General features: G+C 39.2%; 18 protein-coding genes. 3 read left to right on the top strand and 15 right to left on the bottom strand.

Annotation, left to right across the window (positions count from 1 at the left end):
• Positions 1 to 75 precede the first annotated feature (75 nt).
• The 6 genes from BUA72_RS12050 to BUA72_RS12025 are packed head-to-tail and all read right to left on the bottom strand — an operon-like array spanning position 76 to position 2,849.
• Positions 76 to 435, bottom strand: a complete 360-nt coding sequence (locus BUA72_RS12050; RefSeq protein ID WP_072923074.1) for a cupin domain-containing protein — start codon at positions 433 to 435, stop codon at positions 76 to 78.
• On the bottom strand, positions 432 to 959 hold the full coding sequence (locus BUA72_RS12045) for a GNAT family N-acetyltransferase (protein ID WP_072923073.1): 528 nt from the start codon (positions 957 to 959) through the stop codon (positions 432 to 434). The genes BUA72_RS12050 and BUA72_RS12045 overlap by 4 nt, the downstream gene beginning before the upstream one ends.
• 3 nt (positions 960 to 962) lie before the next feature.
• Positions 963 to 1,568, bottom strand: coding sequence for a DUF2911 domain-containing protein (locus BUA72_RS12040; RefSeq protein WP_072923182.1), 606 nt, complete (start codon positions 1,566 to 1,568; stop codon positions 963 to 965).
• Positions 1,569 to 1,597: 29 nt separating this feature from the next.
• Positions 1,598 to 1,705, bottom strand: a complete 108-nt coding sequence (locus tag BUA72_RS12035; protein WP_262484411.1) for an MGMT family protein — start codon at positions 1,703 to 1,705, stop codon at positions 1,598 to 1,600.
• Between the two features lie 22 nt (positions 1,706 to 1,727).
• Positions 1,728 to 2,276 carry a DinB family protein gene (locus BUA72_RS12030; protein WP_175548890.1) on the bottom strand — a complete coding sequence of 183 codons (549 nt, stop codon included), beginning with the start codon at positions 2,274 to 2,276 and terminating at the stop codon, positions 1,728 to 1,730.
• Positions 2,277 to 2,330: 54 nt separating this feature from the next.
• A complete protein-coding gene (locus BUA72_RS12025) occupies positions 2,331 to 2,849 on the bottom strand; it encodes a Crp/Fnr family transcriptional regulator (protein ID WP_072923071.1) in 519 nt (172 codons plus the stop codon).
• Positions 2,850 to 2,925: 76 nt separating this feature from the next.
• On the opposite strand from BUA72_RS12025, the gene BUA72_RS12020 reads away from it, so the two are divergent.
• The 3 genes from BUA72_RS12020 (at position 2,926) to BUA72_RS12010 (ending at position 5,403) form a co-directional block, all read left to right on the top strand.
• Positions 2,926 to 3,780 carry a hypothetical protein gene (locus tag BUA72_RS12020; RefSeq protein WP_072923070.1) on the top strand — a complete coding sequence of 285 codons (855 nt, stop codon included), beginning with the start codon at positions 2,926 to 2,928 and terminating at the stop codon, positions 3,778 to 3,780.
• 7 nt (positions 3,781 to 3,787) lie between these two features.
• Positions 3,788 to 4,837 (top strand): hypothetical protein, encoded by a 1,050-nt coding sequence (locus tag BUA72_RS12015; protein WP_139259593.1) that lies wholly within the window; start codon positions 3,788 to 3,790, stop codon positions 4,835 to 4,837.
• A gap of 152 nt (positions 4,838 to 4,989) precedes the next feature.
• Positions 4,990 to 5,403, top strand: a complete 414-nt coding sequence (locus BUA72_RS12010; RefSeq protein ID WP_139259592.1) for a hypothetical protein — start codon at positions 4,990 to 4,992, stop codon at positions 5,401 to 5,403.
• Positions 5,404 to 5,527: 124 nt separating this feature from the next.
• On the opposite strand, the gene BUA72_RS12005 is transcribed toward BUA72_RS12010, so the two are convergent.
• The 9 genes from BUA72_RS12005 to carB form a co-directional block, all read right to left on the bottom strand.
• Positions 5,528 to 6,559: an alpha/beta hydrolase gene (locus BUA72_RS12005; RefSeq protein WP_175548889.1), complete on the bottom strand. Its 1,032-nt coding sequence runs from the start codon at positions 6,557 to 6,559 to the stop codon at positions 5,528 to 5,530.
• Between the two features lie 10 nt (positions 6,560 to 6,569).
• Positions 6,570 to 7,835 (bottom strand): PepSY-associated TM helix domain-containing protein, encoded by a 1,266-nt coding sequence (locus BUA72_RS12000; protein WP_072923066.1) that lies wholly within the window; start codon positions 7,833 to 7,835, stop codon positions 6,570 to 6,572.
• A 58-nt stretch (positions 7,836 to 7,893) separates the two neighbouring features.
• A complete protein-coding gene (locus BUA72_RS11995) occupies positions 7,894 to 10,050 on the bottom strand; it encodes a TonB-dependent siderophore receptor (protein ID WP_072923065.1) in 2,157 nt (718 codons plus the stop codon).
• Positions 10,051 to 10,202: 152 nt separating this feature from the next.
• Complete coding sequence (locus BUA72_RS11990; RefSeq protein WP_083544193.1) at positions 10,203 to 11,027, bottom strand: acyl-CoA thioester hydrolase/BAAT C-terminal domain-containing protein; 825 nt, start codon at positions 11,025 to 11,027, stop codon at positions 10,203 to 10,205.
• 59 nt (positions 11,028 to 11,086) lie between these two features.
• Positions 11,087 to 11,662 carry a Crp/Fnr family transcriptional regulator gene (locus BUA72_RS11985; protein ID WP_083544192.1) on the bottom strand — a complete coding sequence of 192 codons (576 nt, stop codon included), beginning with the start codon at positions 11,660 to 11,662 and terminating at the stop codon, positions 11,087 to 11,089.
• A gap of 23 nt (positions 11,663 to 11,685) precedes the next feature.
• A complete protein-coding gene (locus BUA72_RS11980) occupies positions 11,686 to 12,729 on the bottom strand; it encodes a bifunctional transcriptional activator/DNA repair enzyme AdaA (protein ID WP_072923063.1) in 1,044 nt (347 codons plus the stop codon).
• A gap of 5 nt (positions 12,730 to 12,734) precedes the next feature.
• The gene (locus tag BUA72_RS11975; protein ID WP_072923062.1) at positions 12,735 to 13,505 is read right to left on the bottom strand and encodes an isocitrate lyase/PEP mutase family protein; all 771 of its coding nucleotides are present in this window, start codon (positions 13,503 to 13,505) and stop codon (positions 12,735 to 12,737) included.
• Positions 13,506 to 13,568: 63 nt separating this feature from the next.
• Positions 13,569 to 14,039 (bottom strand): DUF1203 domain-containing protein, encoded by a 471-nt coding sequence (locus tag BUA72_RS11970; protein WP_072923061.1) that lies wholly within the window; start codon positions 14,037 to 14,039, stop codon positions 13,569 to 13,571.
• Between the two features lie 135 nt (positions 14,040 to 14,174).
• Positions 14,175 to 17,357 carry a carbamoyl-phosphate synthase large subunit gene (gene carB, locus BUA72_RS11965; protein ID WP_072923060.1) on the bottom strand — a complete coding sequence of 1,061 codons (3,183 nt, stop codon included), beginning with the start codon at positions 17,355 to 17,357 and terminating at the stop codon, positions 14,175 to 14,177.
• Between the last annotated feature and the right edge of the window lie 2 nt (positions 17,358 to 17,359).

Genomic DNA, 17,359 nt, shown 5'->3' with positions numbered 1-17,359 from the left:
CAATGTAACAGTGTAACAATGGTTTTACCGAGGATTGTAATTGGTACATTGTTACACTGCTATATTGGTACATTTTTAATTCTCTCTATTCACCAGTTCCATAGAAAACGCAGGAAGACAGATGGCAATATAATCGCATGGTTCTGAAAACGGGTTGCTGTAACGCACTCTTGCGCCTTTCTCGATCAGGATGCTCTGCCCTTTTTCCAAGGTTATGATTTCGCCGTCTATCTCAAACTGCTTTTTCCCGGAAATGATCAGGGTGAATTCATCAAATTCCGGCGTCTGATGCGGCTCACTCCAGTCCGGTGGTGCCATCATGTGAGCGATGGACACATTTGAATTTCCAGTGGAGTTTCCCCAATGTTCTTCTATTAATTTCCCGTCTGTGGTAGGCACTACAAACGGTGATTTCTGGATTTTGTATTTTTTCATGAGTGATTTTCTTTTTTTATTTCATACACGAAATTGGTTCTTGTAGGCTCTGCAAAATAAGCCACTTCCTCTTCACCGATCTTCTGCCCGCCAATTCTTTCCAGTGCAGTCTGAGAACGGATATTCTCTTTGCCAATATGAAAATGTACCTTATCTACAAATTGAAAAATATAATCGAGCATCATTTTTTTCACTTTAGGATTGATTCCTTTTCCCCAGGATTTCGTCCCATAGAAAGTATAACCGATGAAAATATGGTTATCCGCTTCGTCATAATTATAAAAACGCGTGCTTCCCAGAACCTCACCGGAGGATTTCTCTATGATTTTAAAAGCACCTTCGCTTTCCATAGCGCCTTTAAAAAAGCTTTCAAAAACTTCTCTCTGATAGCGGTTTTTATTGGGATGCTGTTCCCAAACCCGTGGATCGGAAGCCACTTCATATACAGACTCAAAATCCCCTTGCTGTAAGGGGATTAATTGATATTCTTCACTGTCTAAAACAGGTTGTATTGAAAATTTCATTGTCTAGCCTTTAGCTTTTGCTGCGTCTGCTTCAATTTTTTTGATTTCTTTCAGCTTATCTGAAATTTTGATTACCGCATCAGGTTTTGCCGGTTTTAAAGCCACCTCAGCCTGAGCCATATCCCACTTAATCACTAAGTTTCCAGAGTTTTCATCTGTAGGATTAAGGGTAATTTCAAACCACTCCTGCTTGTCTGCCAGTTTATTCACAGGGACCATAACATCTACGACATCCTGTTTTGGATCGTAGGTATAAGCACCCCACTGCTGGAAATCTTTATTCAATATTACTTTCCATTCTTTTTCTGTAGGTACGATGAAAAGACCATATGTTCCAGCCGGAACCGTCTTCCCTCCGAAGTTCACAGACTGTCCGAATGTAATTTTAGTAGATGAATTCGCGCCAGCTCTCCAAACCTGTCCGTAAGGAACCAGTTCTCCGAAGATCTTACGCCCTTTCACTCCCGGTCTTCCATAGTCAATGCTGATCTTAGACATTGAAAACTGCTGCTCTACCTTCTGACGCGGACTTGCAGCCGGTACCGAATAATCCTGAGCAAAACTTAAAGCCGAAGCTGATATGCAAAGTGCAAATAGTAACTTTTTCACGTGTAAATTTTTGCCTAAATTTACAAAAATCAAAATAAAACAGCCTTCACTACTGCCAATAATTTTTGCTTTCTCCAAATTCCTCCTGTATAGCCCACCCGCTCTCCGTTTGAACCGGTAACCCGGTAACAGGATATTATAATAGCAATTTCATTTTGATTACAAATTCTTCAAAACGCTTTCTGCCTGACGGATATGCCTTTCATTATGATAAATCACAAAACGAAAGGTATCACCCAATTTAATTTTGATCAGTTTTGAAATGCTGACGCTGGTTTTTACTGTATTTAAATCAACACTTTCCGCTTTTTCCAGTAAATCTAAAAACTGACCTTGCTGTCTGATAAATTTCTCCACTACCCTTTTATCCAGTTGGCTGTTGATGGGATCCATGTTTTTAAGAGTTTTCATTTTGTTTAACTTGTCTTTCGGAAGCATCGATTTAGCAAAGTAATTACCCAAAATTCCAGGTTTAAAAACAGGGGCAGGAGACGTTTTCGAAGAAGAAATCCTCTGATTGATTTCAGGGATATAGAAATCTCCGTAACGGTTGAGATGTTCAAGGCATTCCAGTACGCTCCAGCTGCCTTCCGACACTCTGGTATTGAGTTTTTCATCCGTCTGCTGCAAAAGGTTTTCTGCATATTTTAAATGAGTCTGGGTAAGGCTCTTCAACTCATCCAGCAATTGTGGTGTAGACATTTTCATTGATGATTTTTATGCAAAATTCGGGATCATTTTCTTCTTAAATCTTGACTGAACTCAAGATTTTTTAAGCCGTGATAAAGTTTCCGGTGACATTCTGAGGTAGTTGGCGATATACTTATTCGGGACTTCCTGAAAGAGTTTCGGGCTTCTTTTTAAGACTCTTTCAAACCGCTCTTTGGGTGAATTCGTCAAAAGATCTTTTTCCCTTTCGAGCTGCTGCAGGACAAGATCTTCTAAAATTGAGATCCAAAACTTAAGATGCTCTTCATCAGACTGAATAAATGCATAGAAATCTTTTTTTGAAGCCACTTTTACGGTTGTTTTTTTGATCGCCTGAATATAAAAATCCGAAGGTTTTCCCGACAGAAACGAATCCATAGAGACCAAAATATTTCCGGTATACCCGAAACGGATGATCCGTTCTTCATTTTCATCCATTATAAAAATCCGGACGCTGCCATTTTCCACAAAATAAATATCGGTATCGGTGCTTCCTGATATCTTCAGAAATTCATTCCGTTTGAATTCCCTTTTTTCCCAGTGCAGTCCGTCATTGAGCAGTTTTTGAATCATTTGATATTAATGTTTGCTGTTCCAAAGATAATAGGTAATTTTAAAATTCCGGATTTTAACCACTAATCACTTCATCATGTTCAAAAAAACAAGTCTTATCTTACTGTTTTCTACGGTCTTTTTCAGTGTACAGGCACAGCAGACCATTCCTTTCAGACTCACCAAACATAATAATATCATCGTAAAAACTTTAGTCAATAAAAAAGATTCTCTGGATCTGATGTTTCAGATCGCGATGGAAGACGCCGCCATTTCTCCGGAAAAACAACGAAAAGCAGATCATATTGTTTTTGACAAAGATGAAATCAGTGAAAACAATACGGTACAAATTGGAAAATTAACATTGAATAACGTCCGTTTTACAGACAATCAAATGGCTGGCCATGAGGCTGACGGAAAGATCGGAACCGTCCTTTTTGGAGGAAAAGCATTTAAAATAGATTACGACCACAATCAGTTTATTGTCTATGATCAAGCACCTGATGTGAAAGACTACCAGCCTATTGTGACCCTGTATGATCATGAAGCTTTTTATATTGTAGCTGACAACGTTATTGACGGTGACAAACAGCAGGAAGCTTATTTTGTACTTCAGTCCGGATACTCAGGAGGATTGCTGTACAGTAACGATTTTGCCGCAGAAAAAGAACTGGATAAAAAACTGAAGATCACAGGCGAAAAAACCTTAAAAAACTCCAGTGGGAAAAGCATCACCACCAAACAAGGCATACTTCCTTTTCTGAAAGTAGGAAACAGTGTTTTAAAAGATGTCTCAGCCGGATTTTTTATCGGTGACCTGAAAAAACAAACGGTTAATTATTTTGGCGCAGACCTTTTGCGAAGATTCAACTGGGTCTTTGATGCTGATCGAAAAACGGCGTATATCAAGCCGAGTAAATATTTTTCAGAACCTTATTATATCATAAAATAATTAAAACGTGCAACATTCTAAACACTATTCACTTTTTCAGGTAAGACCCATGATGAAATTCAGTACAGCCTTAGTTCTTTTATTTTTACAACTGGTTATGATGGGTTGTAAAAAAGAGGTCAGTAAACCGGCATCCAATTCAACAGGCATCTCCAATGATTCTGTTAAAACAGCGAAAACGACAGATGAAATAGACTATAATCATTTCAATGTTTATAACGTCTCTCTTGTACAGCGTAATGAGCTGATGGATGTTTTTATTTCCGTATCCGATATCTATACAGATTCTCATGCGATTCCTTCAGACTTCATCAAAAATCAGAAAAATGTTCCTTTTGAAAAGCTTCAGTATGTAGAACTTGATGCTGAGTACAGAAAGAAAATGCTCACCGGTATGCATCTTACGGAGACTGATTCTCTGTATCTTTTCAATTATGAGTTCAATAAACTACAAAAAACGCCTCTCAACAAGTTAAAAGCCGTGGCTTATCTTACGCCATATGCTCCCGAAGGAGAAGAAGTTGACACTGGCTCTTATATGATTGGTTTCCAGATCGAAACGCAAAAAGATATGGATATTTTTGACCGTTATTCGAACGCTATTGCCTATTTTGGAAATAAAGATCCATTTGTTCAAAATAAGATCAAACCTATGCAGTGGGAAAAATCGGCCACAGAGGTTTCAAAAAAATATTTCTCCGGCTCCCCATTTAAATTTGGAAATACTTTTCAGTTTAAGGATAACGACCTTACCTATTATCTTCAGGATTTTCTTGAAGGCGATATCGTGCAGGAACGTCAACTCGCAGTGATTAACAACCGTAACGAAAAAATATTTGAAAAAACGATCACCACCGGTGGCGATGGTGCAGAATTCACTCCGCTGAATGGAATAGACACCGACGGAGCCAATAAATTCCAGTGGGCCGGCAATCTTTTCAAGGGAAAACCTCCTGTGGTATTTGGATTTGTTTCCCAATCTTTTGGCTGCCCTTCTATTACCTTTTTAGATAAAGCACATAAAGATATTACCATCAATTGTGACAACAGGCATTAGGCAAGAACTGAGCCTGATTTTTCTATAGAAATAAAGAGCAAATCTGTGAATCTTCAGGTTTGCTCTTTCGATATAGTACGGACTTCTAATTTATTTCTCAGGATAAAGTCTGAAAAATAGTTGTAATTTAAGTCACTGATTAACCAATGGCCATGAAAAAAAATGTCTTTCTTTTGATACTCTGTACTTTCATTAATATACTGATCGCCAATTTTGCATTAATGATCATGGCTGCAGATTTATCTCTGATCTATCCTGTTCTTATATCATCAGGGATTTGTTTAATGTGCTGTGCTGTATTTTACAGAATACATATCCATCCCGGAATTTTAGGAAAATGGAAACTGGCCGGTATTGCTATCGGTTTAAGTCTTTCCGTCTTACTGCTTGCCTGCATTCTCACTTCAATAGCTACCCGCATGGCCACGGACGGAATCATCATTGCAGGATTAAAAGGAATCATTCCCCTCTTTGTATTTGCAATCGTTTTTGCCTCTCCTTTCTGGCTCATTTCCGCAGTATTCAATTTTGTCTGTATTAGATTCGTGAAACCAAAAATTAATTAGAATCCAAAAAACCGTTTTAAAAAGTTACACTTCCCTATTGTTTTTAAATCTCCAATAAAAAAGGGCAGATTGAATACGTCCTCAATCTACCCTAAACTTAATGAGTTTTTATAAGATTAATCAATTATTTAATCTTAGGATACAGTCTGTTCTTTAAGTTTATAAAATAATCCTCCGATTCTTTAAAATTATTACTCTTCATGAATTTAAGAACGACATTCAGATAAGTCTCGGAAGGAGTAAAATTAGATCCAGCTTTCTCTGAAAACCTTTTGTATTCTTCTTCAAGCAATTGTGGATTTTTAGACAGTTTTTTAATATCTGTTCTGAAACCTTTAAAGATAAATTTCAAAGCATCATAATTCCCTGGATAGGAAACCGTTCCGTGGACTTCACTTTCAAAGAAATGGTGTTTGTAATTCAATGATCCGTTTTTCTCAACAATTCCTTTAAATTCTTCAATCGCCTGGGTCATATCGGAATTCCAGTTTTTGTTCTGCTCTTCATTGTCAGCCTGAGAAACATACAGAAACTTGTGAGCCGGAAATGCTTTGTTTTTTTCCAGATAGCTTTTTGTCTTGGAAATCATCACATTGTTATCCCACCATAAACTGGGATCATTCGCTACATAAGCATTGAAATATTCCGGATGGGTAAGCAGAACATTCACGGCAAAAAGTCCCCCGAAAGAATGCCCTACTAGAATGGAATAATCCTGTGTTCTGTAGGTTTTACTGATGAAAGGTTTCAACTCTTCCTTTATAAATTTGACAAAATTTTCACTTTCACCACTGTCTCCGAAAAGAACGACATTTGGATTTACCGGGCTTTTCTTCTGTGATTTTGTAGGCGTAAGATCTCTGGTTCTTTCCGTGTTTTTGATGCCGACAACAATACATTCCGGCATATCTGCATAAGGCGGTCTGGCCAGAAAATCGCTCATTCCTGTGTAATATTCGAAATTGATTTCTCCATCCAGAAGATAGATCACCGGATATTTTGCAGGAGTAATGCTGCTGTCATTATAGGTTTTCGGAAGATGGATCCATATCTCTCTTTTTTCATTGAGGATCGCTGAGGATATGACCTGTTTTTCCCCGATGTTTATTTTTTCCTGCGCCACTGCTGACAAACTGCAAAGAAGGAATAGGTTCAATAATAAAAATTTAAGCCGGCTGTTCATGATGTTCTTTTCTATGTTGATGAATATTTTTAACTTTTGTTGCTTTTTTCGGTGATTTTTTGCGTCTGCCCCACCAGATCAGAAAGCCCGTCACCGGAAGGCTTGTACAGATAATTCCGATCACAAAGGTGAAGATCTTCCCAAACATACCACCCCAATATCCTACATGCAGATCAAAGTTCATATGCTCGATCACTTCATGCATAATGACTTCCTTCGGATACTGAATTTCCTCTCCTGTATATTTATTGGCCTCCATGCTTTTACCGCTGGCAAGGCTTTTCAAACCGATAAATTTTGCCGCAACGACATGGTACACTGTAGCAGAATCATTCCTTGGAATACTCATTCTGAACTGTCTGGCTTCCGGAAATTTTTTGAAATTCTTATCTACGAAATCTGCGTAAGACAGCGCTTTTTTCTCAGGATCAAACTTAGGCTCATATTTCTCTGCAATTTTATGGGCATCAGCGATTCCGCCAAAGGCTTCCTGAGTAAGATCTGTCAAAATTTTGTAGGCCATAATCAACCCCGTAATCGTAATAAAAACCGCCGGTAACAATGAATAGAACCCGAACACATTATGGAAATCATAGTTTTTCCTGCGCCATTTCGTTCCTGATTTTATTTTAAAGGCCGCTGTCCTTGTCGTTTTGTTCCACTTTTTCGGCCACCAGAGAATGAGTCCGCCAATTAACTGAACAAAAAATATAATAGAAGCCACTCCGACTACTGTTTTTCCGAATTTTCCGGCCAGAAGCTGGGCATGGATATGTGCTACGATATAGAAAAATTCATAGCTTTTCGTAGAACCTGTAATTTTCCCCGTGTAAGGATCAAGGTAATGATAGGCAAATACCCCTCTTGGTCCGCGACCTTTTGGTTTTCCTGCTTTGGGAGCATTTTTATCTTTGGGTGGTTTCGTAGCCGAGGCTACCCTGAACGTTCTGTCGGCTTCTTTATAGGTGTCAAAATAAAATGCTTTTCTGTCCGGAATCTGCTGATGAAATTTCGCCAGCAGTTCTTCCGGTGACATTTTTTTTGTATTGGCCGGAGCCTGTACATATTTGGCGCTTCCTCCGCATAGATCAATGATTTCATCACAAAAGACGAAGATCGTTCCCGAAAGAGTTACTACCAGGACAATAATCCCTGAGACCAGTCCCAGCCAGAGATGGAGCCATCCTGTTATTTTTTTCGTGAGGGATTTTCCCTGCTTTTTCTTTTTATCTGTTGTTTTCTTTTCCATATCTATCAATACAGCAGAGCGGCAACGAATTACCGCTCTTATTTTTGTTTTATTAAGGTTAGAATTTAAAGGCAAAGTTGGCAAGGATCTCTCTCGGCTTCTGAGGCTGGCCGTAGAAATTCCAGTAGGTGTCATTCAGTGCGTTATTCATCTTCACCCCGATTCTGTATTTCTTTTTATCATAGAAAACAGTGGCTCCCACAGTGGTATAAGCAGGTGCCAGGAAATGATTGGTGATATTGATATAGGTTTTGTCTACAAAATTAAATCCGGCCCCAAATCCCAGACCTTCATAGGAGCCGTCCATGATCTTGTAGCTGGTCCAGAGATTCGCGACGTGTTTTGGTGTCCATGCAATTCTTTTTCCGTTATTCACGCCTCTGTCATCATATTTGTTGTCATTATATCCGTATCCGGCAACGATATTCCAGCCTTTAAAAGGATTCACGATAACGTCCATTTCAAACCCCTGATTTTTGATCTTTCCATCCTGCATACTGCCCAAACCACCCGGAACAGCAATGAGTCTGTTCTTTACATTCATATTGTAATAGGTAATGGTGGAAAGTAGTTTTTTATTAAAGAGATCAAGTTTAAATCCACCTTCAAACTGGTTCCCCTGCTCAGGATCCCAGCTTGTAAGAACTCCATCCTGATTGAGAGACGGTGCGAAATTTTTAAATCCGTTGACATAGTTCGCGAAAAATGAAATTTCGTTTTTTACAATTTCATACACCAAACCGAATTTTGGCGAAAACTGTGTCTGACTGTAATTTCCGGTTCCCTTTACCCCATTCGTTTTGAGATCATCATTTTTATAATTGTCCATTCTTAAACTCGCCATTACCAGTAAATTGTCTGTAATATTGAGGACATTGGACGCATAAACGCTGAAAGTACTGAAATGGCTGATTTCGTAATTAGTCGGTTTTACTTTATTAGTTGGATCGTTGGGAATTCTTTCAAGATTTTCAACCAGACTTCTGGAGATAGGCTGCCAGGCAGAGGCCTCGTCCAGCTTAATAATATCATAAGGAGCAAACACAGAACCCACGGTATCTGTAGCACTTCTTTTGAACATTCCATACTGATTTTTCGTGCTTTGCTGATAATAATCCAGCCCCACGACCAGTCTGTTTCGCAGATTCCCGATCTTAAAATCGCCGATAAAATTCTGCTGAATATTATCCGTAGTCACTTTATAGCTGTCAAAAGGACGAATTCCACGACTTACCGTATTATTATCAAGATAGCTTAAGACTAAAAATATGGATCCGTTTTCATTAGCTTCTCCCCTTTGATACGAAGTTCTGGAAGTCCACTGATCATTGAATTTATGAGTCACCTCAGCCATCGTGACGAAATTGGTTCTTTTCGAGCCGATATCATTGCTGGTAAATGATCTGTCGTGAGCGCCTGTAAGGTCTTTCATCGAACCGATTGTTAATTTTTCGGACTGTCTCACGTAAGCATTCAATGTTTTTTCCGGTGCATGGAATTCTGTATCCAAAGTCACCGTTGTTTTATCACTCACTTTATACAGAATACTTCCTGAGAAAAACAGTCCTTTATTGTAGCCTGCATCCTGAAAAGAATCCTGGGAATAAGCCGCTACATTAAATCTTGCCAATGCTGTCTTTTCCTTATTCAAAGGAGTATTGACATCTGCAGTGATCCTGTTCATTCCCCAGCTTCCCGTTGTATAACCGATGATTCCCCCGAAATTTTCCTGAGGTTTTTTGGTGACAATATTCACGATACCTCCATAATTGGCCAAAGTTCCCCCGAAAAGAGTTCCCGAAGGTCCTTTTATCACTTCTACTCTTTCCACATTGGCAATTTCCGACTGTACTCTGGGGTTCTGAAGCAGCCCGTTTCTGAAGTTGGCAGAAGAGCTGAAGCCTCTTAGAAAGATATCGTTTCCACTGTCGTTCACGCTGTTATTCACCACCACTCCCGGTGCGGAAGCCATTGCCGTATTAAAATCAACGGCGTTCATCTCGCTGATGATTTCTTTCGGGACAATGTTGTACACGGTAGGATTTTCAAGGTTTTCGAGAGGTAGTCTCGCTACAGATTCTGATTTTTTGGTTCTGTAATTGTTGGTTCCCTGAAGTGACACGGACTGAATTTCAGAAACTTTGATGGTATCCGTTTTCTGGGCACTCAGCATCGTTGCCACCAGAAAGGATGCAGAAATAATTATTCTTTTCATTGTATAAGTAAGTTAGTTCCGCAAAATTATCTTATTTTTATTAATTCTAAATAAAAACTGACAGATGTCATAAAATTAACTTCTTATAAAATACGCTGAATAGAGGGGCTGGAGGTTAAGGTTACGGTTGAGGATGAGATCGGGTAAGTAGATTAGAAATTTTTCTGAAGAAATTCAAAAACTTTATCGAAATGCTGATACGGTTCGGAATGGCTTCCTTTGAACGGTAGGTGTTCATAACGGTATTTGAAATGATTGTTTTTTAATCTTTGAATGATTTTTTCAGACATCTCTGATGAAGGGCAGATTTCGTCCTCAGTTCCGGACATCAGGAGAATTGGAGCTTTGATCTGTTCGACTTTGATAAGGGATTTCTGTTCAGATTCTTTGTCCTGCAGCATCGCTTCAAAAGCTTTTCTTATTTTCCGTTCCATCATAAAAGGGACTGCTGCTTCATTCACCGGAACAAAAGGAAGTTCTTTCCCGCCAAAAGTCCAGCTCGAAGTCGAAAAATGATCTGTATTCCCTGGAAAAACAGCATGGCTTGCTGACAGTCCGATGATACATGAGATATCAGGATAATAACTTCCCAGAAGTAAAGCGAGATCCGCTCCCCTTGAACCACCTATCACCGCCACTTTTTCTGTATGAATTTTCTGTTTTGAAAGATTTATAGCGTTATGTACATCCTGAATTTCAATCTTTTCAAGCAATTTTGGAGAATTTTTTGATCCGAAATATGCCAGCGCAAGGAATGCATATCCTTTGTCTAAAAACTGATCTCTCACCGTTTTCCAGTGCTTCGATGCCCATGCATTTCCTCCTTCCGATCCTCCAAGTCCTACAACAAGGCCCTTTATATTTTTGGAAGGCTGATACAAAATGGCATCTGTATTCTTTGATTGAATGGTATCCTGAGCTTTAGCCAATGAGCATACGAACGTCAGGAGGCAGAAAATTTTAAATAATAGTTTCATTGTTTTTTTTAACAAAAATATCTCAGCGAATCCGGATAATTTTTGCTCTAGATCAAAAACTACTTTTCTGCCCGCAATCTGCTTAGCGTAGACTGGGTAATTCCGAGATAGGATGCCGTCATTCCCAGCGGAATTCTGTGATAAATTCCTTTGTAAACCGTCAGAAAATGTTCATATTTTTCTTTAGCGGTGGTGAATCTTTGAGATGTAATCCTTTCCATAAGGTGCCCGAATACGCTTCCCATAGATAATCTTGCATACCGTTCCATTTCAGGGAAGTGATCGAATAAGTAGCCCAGATCATTTATTTTGAGGCAGAATGTTTCTGTTTTTTCAAGACAGTCGATGGAATAGATATCTTTTATGCGTCCTATAAAACTTTTTGGGGAATTGACCCATTCGTTTTCACTGGAGAAATATTCGCTAATCTCTGTTCCGTCCTTCAAATAGTAGGTCCTGGTCAGTCCGGTGAGAATAAAATAGCTTTTGGTGCAGATTTTATCAGCATCATGCAAAAGTTCCCCCTTTTCAAAAGTCTGAAAAGACAATCTATCCAGCAGTTCTTTTTTTAAAGTCTCGCTGAGCTTAATATATTGGCTGAAGTGATGTAGAACGGGGTCAAATTCTGAGGACATGGCGGGGTTTTCTGTAAAGATATTTAAAATAAGATAGCGCCTTCCAACTCAAGTAACTTTTGTTTCCTCCATATTCCTCCGGCATACCCTACCAAGTCACCATCTGAGCCTATCACACGGTGACACGGAATGATAATGGCAATTTTATTAATTCCATTGGCTGTTCCTACGGCACGTACGGCTTTAGGATTCCCCAAAAATTCAGACTGCTGTTTGTAGGTACGGGTTTCGCCTTTGGGGATTTCTGTTAAAAGCTGCCACACTTTTTTCTGAAAATCTGTACCTGTAACATAAAGAGGCACCTCAAACGTTGTTCTTTTTCCCTCAAAATATTCATTCAGTTCGCTCTCTAGTTGTTCGAAATGCTTATTTTCCCCCTGAACGATTTCTGCGTTCATTACTTTGGACAAATGGGCCAACTGGCGGTCTATATTTTTCCGGTCTGTAAATTCGAGCAGGCAGATTCCCTCCTCGCATGAGCAGGCAAACATAGGACCTAATGGGGTCTCAATTCTTTTCAGATCAATGATGGTCCGGCGGCCTGTATTCTTAGGTGTGGTACCAATGACTTCTTTAAAACGTTCATTGAAGCCGCTTAAACTTTCATAGCCTGAATCCAATGCCACTTCGATGATACTTTCGCCGTTTTTTATTTTTTTGAAGGCTTTATTCATTCTGAATTCCCGTTGAAAAGTATGAAAGGTCATTCCATGGTTTTTCAGAAACCATCGCCTGATCGTTACCGGTTCAATATTTCTTTCCAGAAGATCTGCGTCTTTGATCTTTAGTGATTCATTCTGCTGCAGTTCATCCAGCAAATCCTGAATGTAGCGGGGCGTTTCATTCAATTTTTCAAGCGGTTTGCATATTTTACAGGGTCTGTAGCCATTTTCTATCGCTTTTTCGGTATTGACGAAAAATTCTACGTTCCCTCTTTTGGGTTTTCTGGCCGTACAGGTGGGCCGGCAGAATATACCCGTGGTTTTTACAGCCATCCAGTAAATGCCTTCAAATGAGGAATCTTTTTCCAAAGATGCCTGATACATTCTTTCTTCTGTAAGTTTCATGATTTCTAAAAAATAGGAGAAAAACTTCCGGCCTCCCCAATGGCTTTTAATGCGGTTTCCAATTCACCATAAATATACCCATTTAAGAAATTTCCTGATGAAATTCTTTTAACCCCCAATGTTTTAAGGGTTTTAAAATCCGGAAGTTCAGGCATACACATCACACTGAAAGGAAGTTTTGCCGTCTTAATAACATTTTCAATATCCTGTACTTCGGTAATGCATGGAACGAAAATTCCGTCTGCCCCTACTCTTTCAATGATTTCTATCCGGTCAAGTGTTTCCTGTACTGTATTGTCTACTCCCAGAAGAAACGGATCTATTCTTACATTGACGAAAATATCTATATTCTGCTCTTTAAGTTGGAGAATGACTGCATTTAATTTTTCATGGAAATCATGCGTACTCAATAGTTTTCTGGTTCCGTCAATGATCACACTGTCTTCGATATTGATTCCAACTACACCGGCCTTTGCCAGTCTGGAAATATTTACAACAATTTCCTCCACCGTTTTTCCATAACCTCCTTCCAAATCTACGGACAAAGGAATGGTGACGGATTTCAAAATTCTCTCAACGATATAAAAGTATTCATCAAAACTCATGTTTTCGCCATCCTCGTATCCCAGACTGAAGGCTACGGCGGAACTTGACGTAGCTACTGCCTGATAACCTAGTTTTTCATATGCTCTGGCACTTTGTACATTCCAAACGTTTCCTATCAATAACGGATCATCCTGCTTATGCAGTTCTCTGAATTTATGAATTGTAGTCATTTTAATTTTTTATAAAAGTAAGGTGGATCCTGTTTTTATGCAACCGAAAAATGGACAAGTATTTTATATTCTTTTTACAGTACAATTAAAGCATCCTGGTTTTGCATTATGTAAATGGATATATTCAATCTTTGGATTTTCCAGAATTTGTGAAAGTTTTTCTTTTAAAAATTTACCTTCAGAAACATCAGAAAAAATCATCATTGCTTCTTTATTATACCCCCGAAGTGATAGCAATCTATGATTGAACATTACCGGAATTTCGTTGTTTTCATAAGTCTTTGTCGGTTGATTTGCCCTTACAAAAACAGGTCCGTTTGCCCGATAGGGAGAATTGACATTGTGAAAATCATAGTTGAGGAGAAAAACCATTTCACCGATTTTAGCATCTTCCAAAGTAGTCCTGCAAGGAAAACCCGGGAATTGATCTACTTTCATCTTTTTAATTTGATTCTCTGCGAGTTCAGTTTCTGATAAATCATTCAAATATTCAAAATCTAAATGATTCAGTGCTTCAAATTTAAAATTATTCATTTCCTTTTTTTACAAATTTAAATTACCACCGTTCATAGTACAACCGAAAAACGGACAAGTATTTTTTATCTCATTAAAAACAAAAACCCCGCAAGAAAACTCGCGGGGTTTAAAATATATTATCTGAATCCGAAATTACATCGTTTCCATTTTGAAACTCATGCTTTCAATTACTTTCAGGATGGCTTCTACCGTGTCCATGGATGTTAAACAAGGAACGCCGTTTTCCACACTCATTCTTCTGATCTGGAATCCGTCTCTTTCTACCTGCTTCCCTTTGGTCATGGTATTTACGACGTATTGTACTTTTCCTTTCTGAATCAGGTCGATCAGGTTGACATCATCTTCTCCGATTTTGTATCCGATTTTGCAAGGAATCCCTTTTTCTTCAAAGAATTTAGCCGTTCCTTCTGTTGCCCAGATTCTGAAACCAACTTCGTGGAATCTTGCTGCAAGGTCTGCCGCTTCTTGCTTGTGCTTGTCTGCTACCGTGAACAAAATTGAACCGTGCATCGGAACTTTTCTTCCTGCTGCGATTAATCCTTTGTAAAGAGCTTTTTCCAAAGTGGTGTCTTTCCCCATTACTTCTCCTGTAGACTTCATTTCTGGTCCCAGGGAGATATCTACTTTCGTCAGTTTTGAGAAAGAGAATACCGGAACTTTTACAAAGACTCCTTCTTTATTCGGAACCAATCCGTTTTTGTATCCTAAATCTGTCAGTTTCTGGCCTAAAATCGCTTTCGTTGCTAAGTTCGCCATCGGAACTTCTGTGATTTTGGATAAGAACGGAACTGTTCTTGATGAACGTGGATTCACTTCGATCACGTATACGTTTCCTTCGAAAAGAACGTACTGGATATTCATTAAACCGATCACATTCAATCCTTTGGCCAGTCTCTGGGTATAATCTACCAAAGTATCGATTTCCTCCTGTGAAACATTCTGAGGTGGATACACTGCAATAGAGTCTCCGGAGTGCACTCCCGCTCTTTCGATGTGTTCCATGATTCCAGGAATAATAACCGTTTCACCGTCGCAGATGGCATCTACTTCCACTTCTTTTCCGGTAATATAACGGTCTACCAAAACCGGGTGTTCCGGGCTTGCATCTACCGCAAATTCCATGTAATGAGCCAATTCGCTTTCTGTGTACACAATTTCCATTGCTCTACCTCCTAAAACATAACTTGGACGGACTAAAACCGGATAACCAATTTCGTTGGCAATTTTTATCGCTTCTTCTTTTGAAGTTGAAGTTTTTCCTAAAGGCTGAGGAATTCCCATTTCCTGAAGAGCTTTTTCAAACTTATCTCTGTTTTCAGCTCTGTCTAAGTCTTCCAGGGAAGTTCCCAGAATTTTTACTCCGTAGCTAGCCAGTTTATCTGCTAAGTTAATCGCGGTCTGTCCTCCGAACTGAACCACCACTCCCATAGGTTTTTCAAGATCAATAATGCTCATTACATCTTCCTCCGTTAAAGGCTCGAAGTATAATTTATCTGAAATTGAGAAATCCGTAGAAACTGTTTCAGGGTTATTGTTGATGATAATCGCTTCGTAACCTAATTCTTTGATGGCCCAAACCGAGTGAACTGTTGCATAGTCAAACTCTACTCCCTGTCCGATTCTGATTGGTCCTGAACCCAGAACAATTACTTTTTCTTTATCGGTTACGACACTTTCATTTTCTTCTTCATAAGTTCCGTAGAAATAAGGGGTTTCACTTTCAAATTCAGCTGCACACGTGTCTACCATTTTGTAAACCGGTATCACACCATTTTCCTTTCTGAAATTATAAACCTCTCTCTGGGAAGATCCCCATAAGTGAGCGATATTCTGATCTGAGAATCCTAGTTTCTTAGCCTGAATTAAAGTCTCTTTATCGAATTTATTGGCTGCAATCTCTTTTTCAAAATCAACAAGTTTCTTTAATTTCCAGATGAAGAATTTATCAATTTTACTCCATTCTACAATTTGTTCCCAATCGTAACCTCTTCTTAAAGCATCACAAATAATGAACAGTCTTTCGTCATCACAAACTCTGATTCTTCTTTCGATATCTTCGTCCGTTAAAGCCGCAGCCTGTTTTGTTTTTAATCCCAAATGTCTTAAACCGGTTTCTAAAGAACGAACGGCTTTCTGTAAAGATTCCTCGAAGTTTCTTCCGATGGCCATTACTTCTCCGGTTGCTTTCATCTGTGTAGACAATCTTCTGTCTGCAGTTTCGAATTTATCGAACGGGAATCTTGGGAATTTCGTTACCACATAGTCAAGAGCAGGCTCGAAACATGCGTAAGTTTTTCCTGTTACCGGATTCATAATCTCGTCAAGCGTTAAACCTACCGCAATCTTCGCTGCAATTTTTGCGATTGGATATCCTGTCGCTTTACTTGCCAATGCTGATGAACGGGAAACTCTAGGGTTCACCTCGATGATATAGTAGTTGAATGAGTGCGGGTCTAAAGCCAGCTGTACGTTACATCCTCCTTCAATTCCCAGCGCTCTGATGATCTTTAGGGAAGCATTTCTCAATAACTGATACTCTCTGTCAGAAAGTGTCTGAGAAGGTGCCACTACGATAGAGTCCCCTGTGTGAACTCCTACCGGATCTATATTTTCCATGTTACAAACCACAATCGCATTGTCGTTCGCATCACGCATTACTTCGTATTCAATTTCTTTGAAACCTGCAATTGATCTTTCGATAAGACATTGTGTTACCGGACTGTATTTTAATCCTAATTCAGCAATCTCCTTCAATTCAGCTTCCGTAGAGGCGATACCTCCTCCTGTTCCTCCCATTGTAAAGGCAGGACGAACAATCACCGGATATCCGATTTCTTCAGCAAAACGGATCGCTCCTTCTACTGTAGTTACGATATCTGATTCAGGAACCGGTTCGTTAAGCTCTCTCATCAGTTCACGGAAAAGATCTCTGTCTTCCGCTCTGTTGATTGCAGAAAGTGTAGTTCCTAAAACTTCCACTTTGCATTCTTCAAGAATTCCTGATTTTTCCAGTTCTACCGCCATATTCAGACCTGTCTGACCTCCAAGCGTTGGTAGCAAAGCATCCGGACGTTCTTTTCTGATGATGTGGCTTACAAACTGAAGCGAAATCGGCTCGATATATACTTTATCAGCGATTTCCACATCCGTCATAATAGTCGCAGGGTTTGAGTTGATCAAAATCACCTTGTAGCCTTCTTCTCTCAAAGACAGACAAGCCTGCGTTCCTGCGTAATCAAATTCAGCTGCCTGCCCGATGATGATAGGGCCTGAACCGATTACTAAAATTGTTTTTATATCTGTACGTTTTGCCATTT

Source organism: Chryseobacterium sp. OV279, from assembly GCF_900128945.1.
Classification (GTDB): domain Bacteria; phylum Bacteroidota; class Bacteroidia; order Flavobacteriales; family Weeksellaceae; genus Chryseobacterium.
This window is presented reverse-complemented; position numbering and strand designations above follow the sequence as displayed.

Coding starts and splice junctions, on each gene's coding strand:
- BUA72_RS11990 (WP_083544193.1), bottom strand. CDS start 11,027: ATGAAACTATTATTTAAAATTTTCTGCCTCCTGACGTTCGTATGCTCA.
- BUA72_RS12025 (WP_072923071.1), bottom strand. CDS start 2,849: ATGATTCAAAAACTGCTCAATGACGGACTGCACTGGGAAAAAAGGGAA.
- BUA72_RS12010 (WP_139259592.1), top strand. CDS start 4,990: ATGAAAAAAAATGTCTTTCTTTTGATACTCTGTACTTTCATTAATATA.
- BUA72_RS12000 (WP_072923066.1), bottom strand. CDS start 7,835: ATGGAAAAGAAAACAACAGATAAAAAGAAAAAGCAGGGAAAATCCCTC.
- BUA72_RS11975 (WP_072923062.1), bottom strand. CDS start 13,505: ATGACTACAATTCATAAATTCAGAGAACTGCATAAGCAGGATGATCCG.
- BUA72_RS12030 (WP_175548890.1), bottom strand. CDS start 2,276: ATGAAAATGTCTACACCACAATTGCTGGATGAGTTGAAGAGCCTTACC.
- BUA72_RS12020 (WP_072923070.1), top strand. CDS start 2,926: ATGTTCAAAAAAACAAGTCTTATCTTACTGTTTTCTACGGTCTTTTTC.
- BUA72_RS11970 (WP_072923061.1), bottom strand. CDS start 14,039: ATGAATAATTTTAAATTTGAAGCACTGAATCATTTAGATTTTGAATAT.
- BUA72_RS11980 (WP_072923063.1), bottom strand. CDS start 12,729: ATGAAACTTACAGAAGAAAGAATGTATCAGGCATCTTTGGAAAAAGAT.
- BUA72_RS11985 (WP_083544192.1), bottom strand. CDS start 11,662: ATGTCCTCAGAATTTGACCCCGTTCTACATCACTTCAGCCAATATATT.
- BUA72_RS12050 (WP_072923074.1), bottom strand. CDS start 435: ATGAAAAAATACAAAATCCAGAAATCACCGTTTGTAGTGCCTACCACA.
- BUA72_RS12045 (WP_072923073.1), bottom strand. CDS start 959: ATGAAATTTTCAATACAACCTGTTTTAGACAGTGAAGAATATCAATTA.
- BUA72_RS11995 (WP_072923065.1), bottom strand. CDS start 10,050: ATGAAAAGAATAATTATTTCTGCATCCTTTCTGGTGGCAACGATGCTG.
- carB (WP_072923060.1), bottom strand. CDS start 17,357: ATGGCAAAACGTACAGATATAAAAACAATTTTAGTAATCGGTTCAGGC.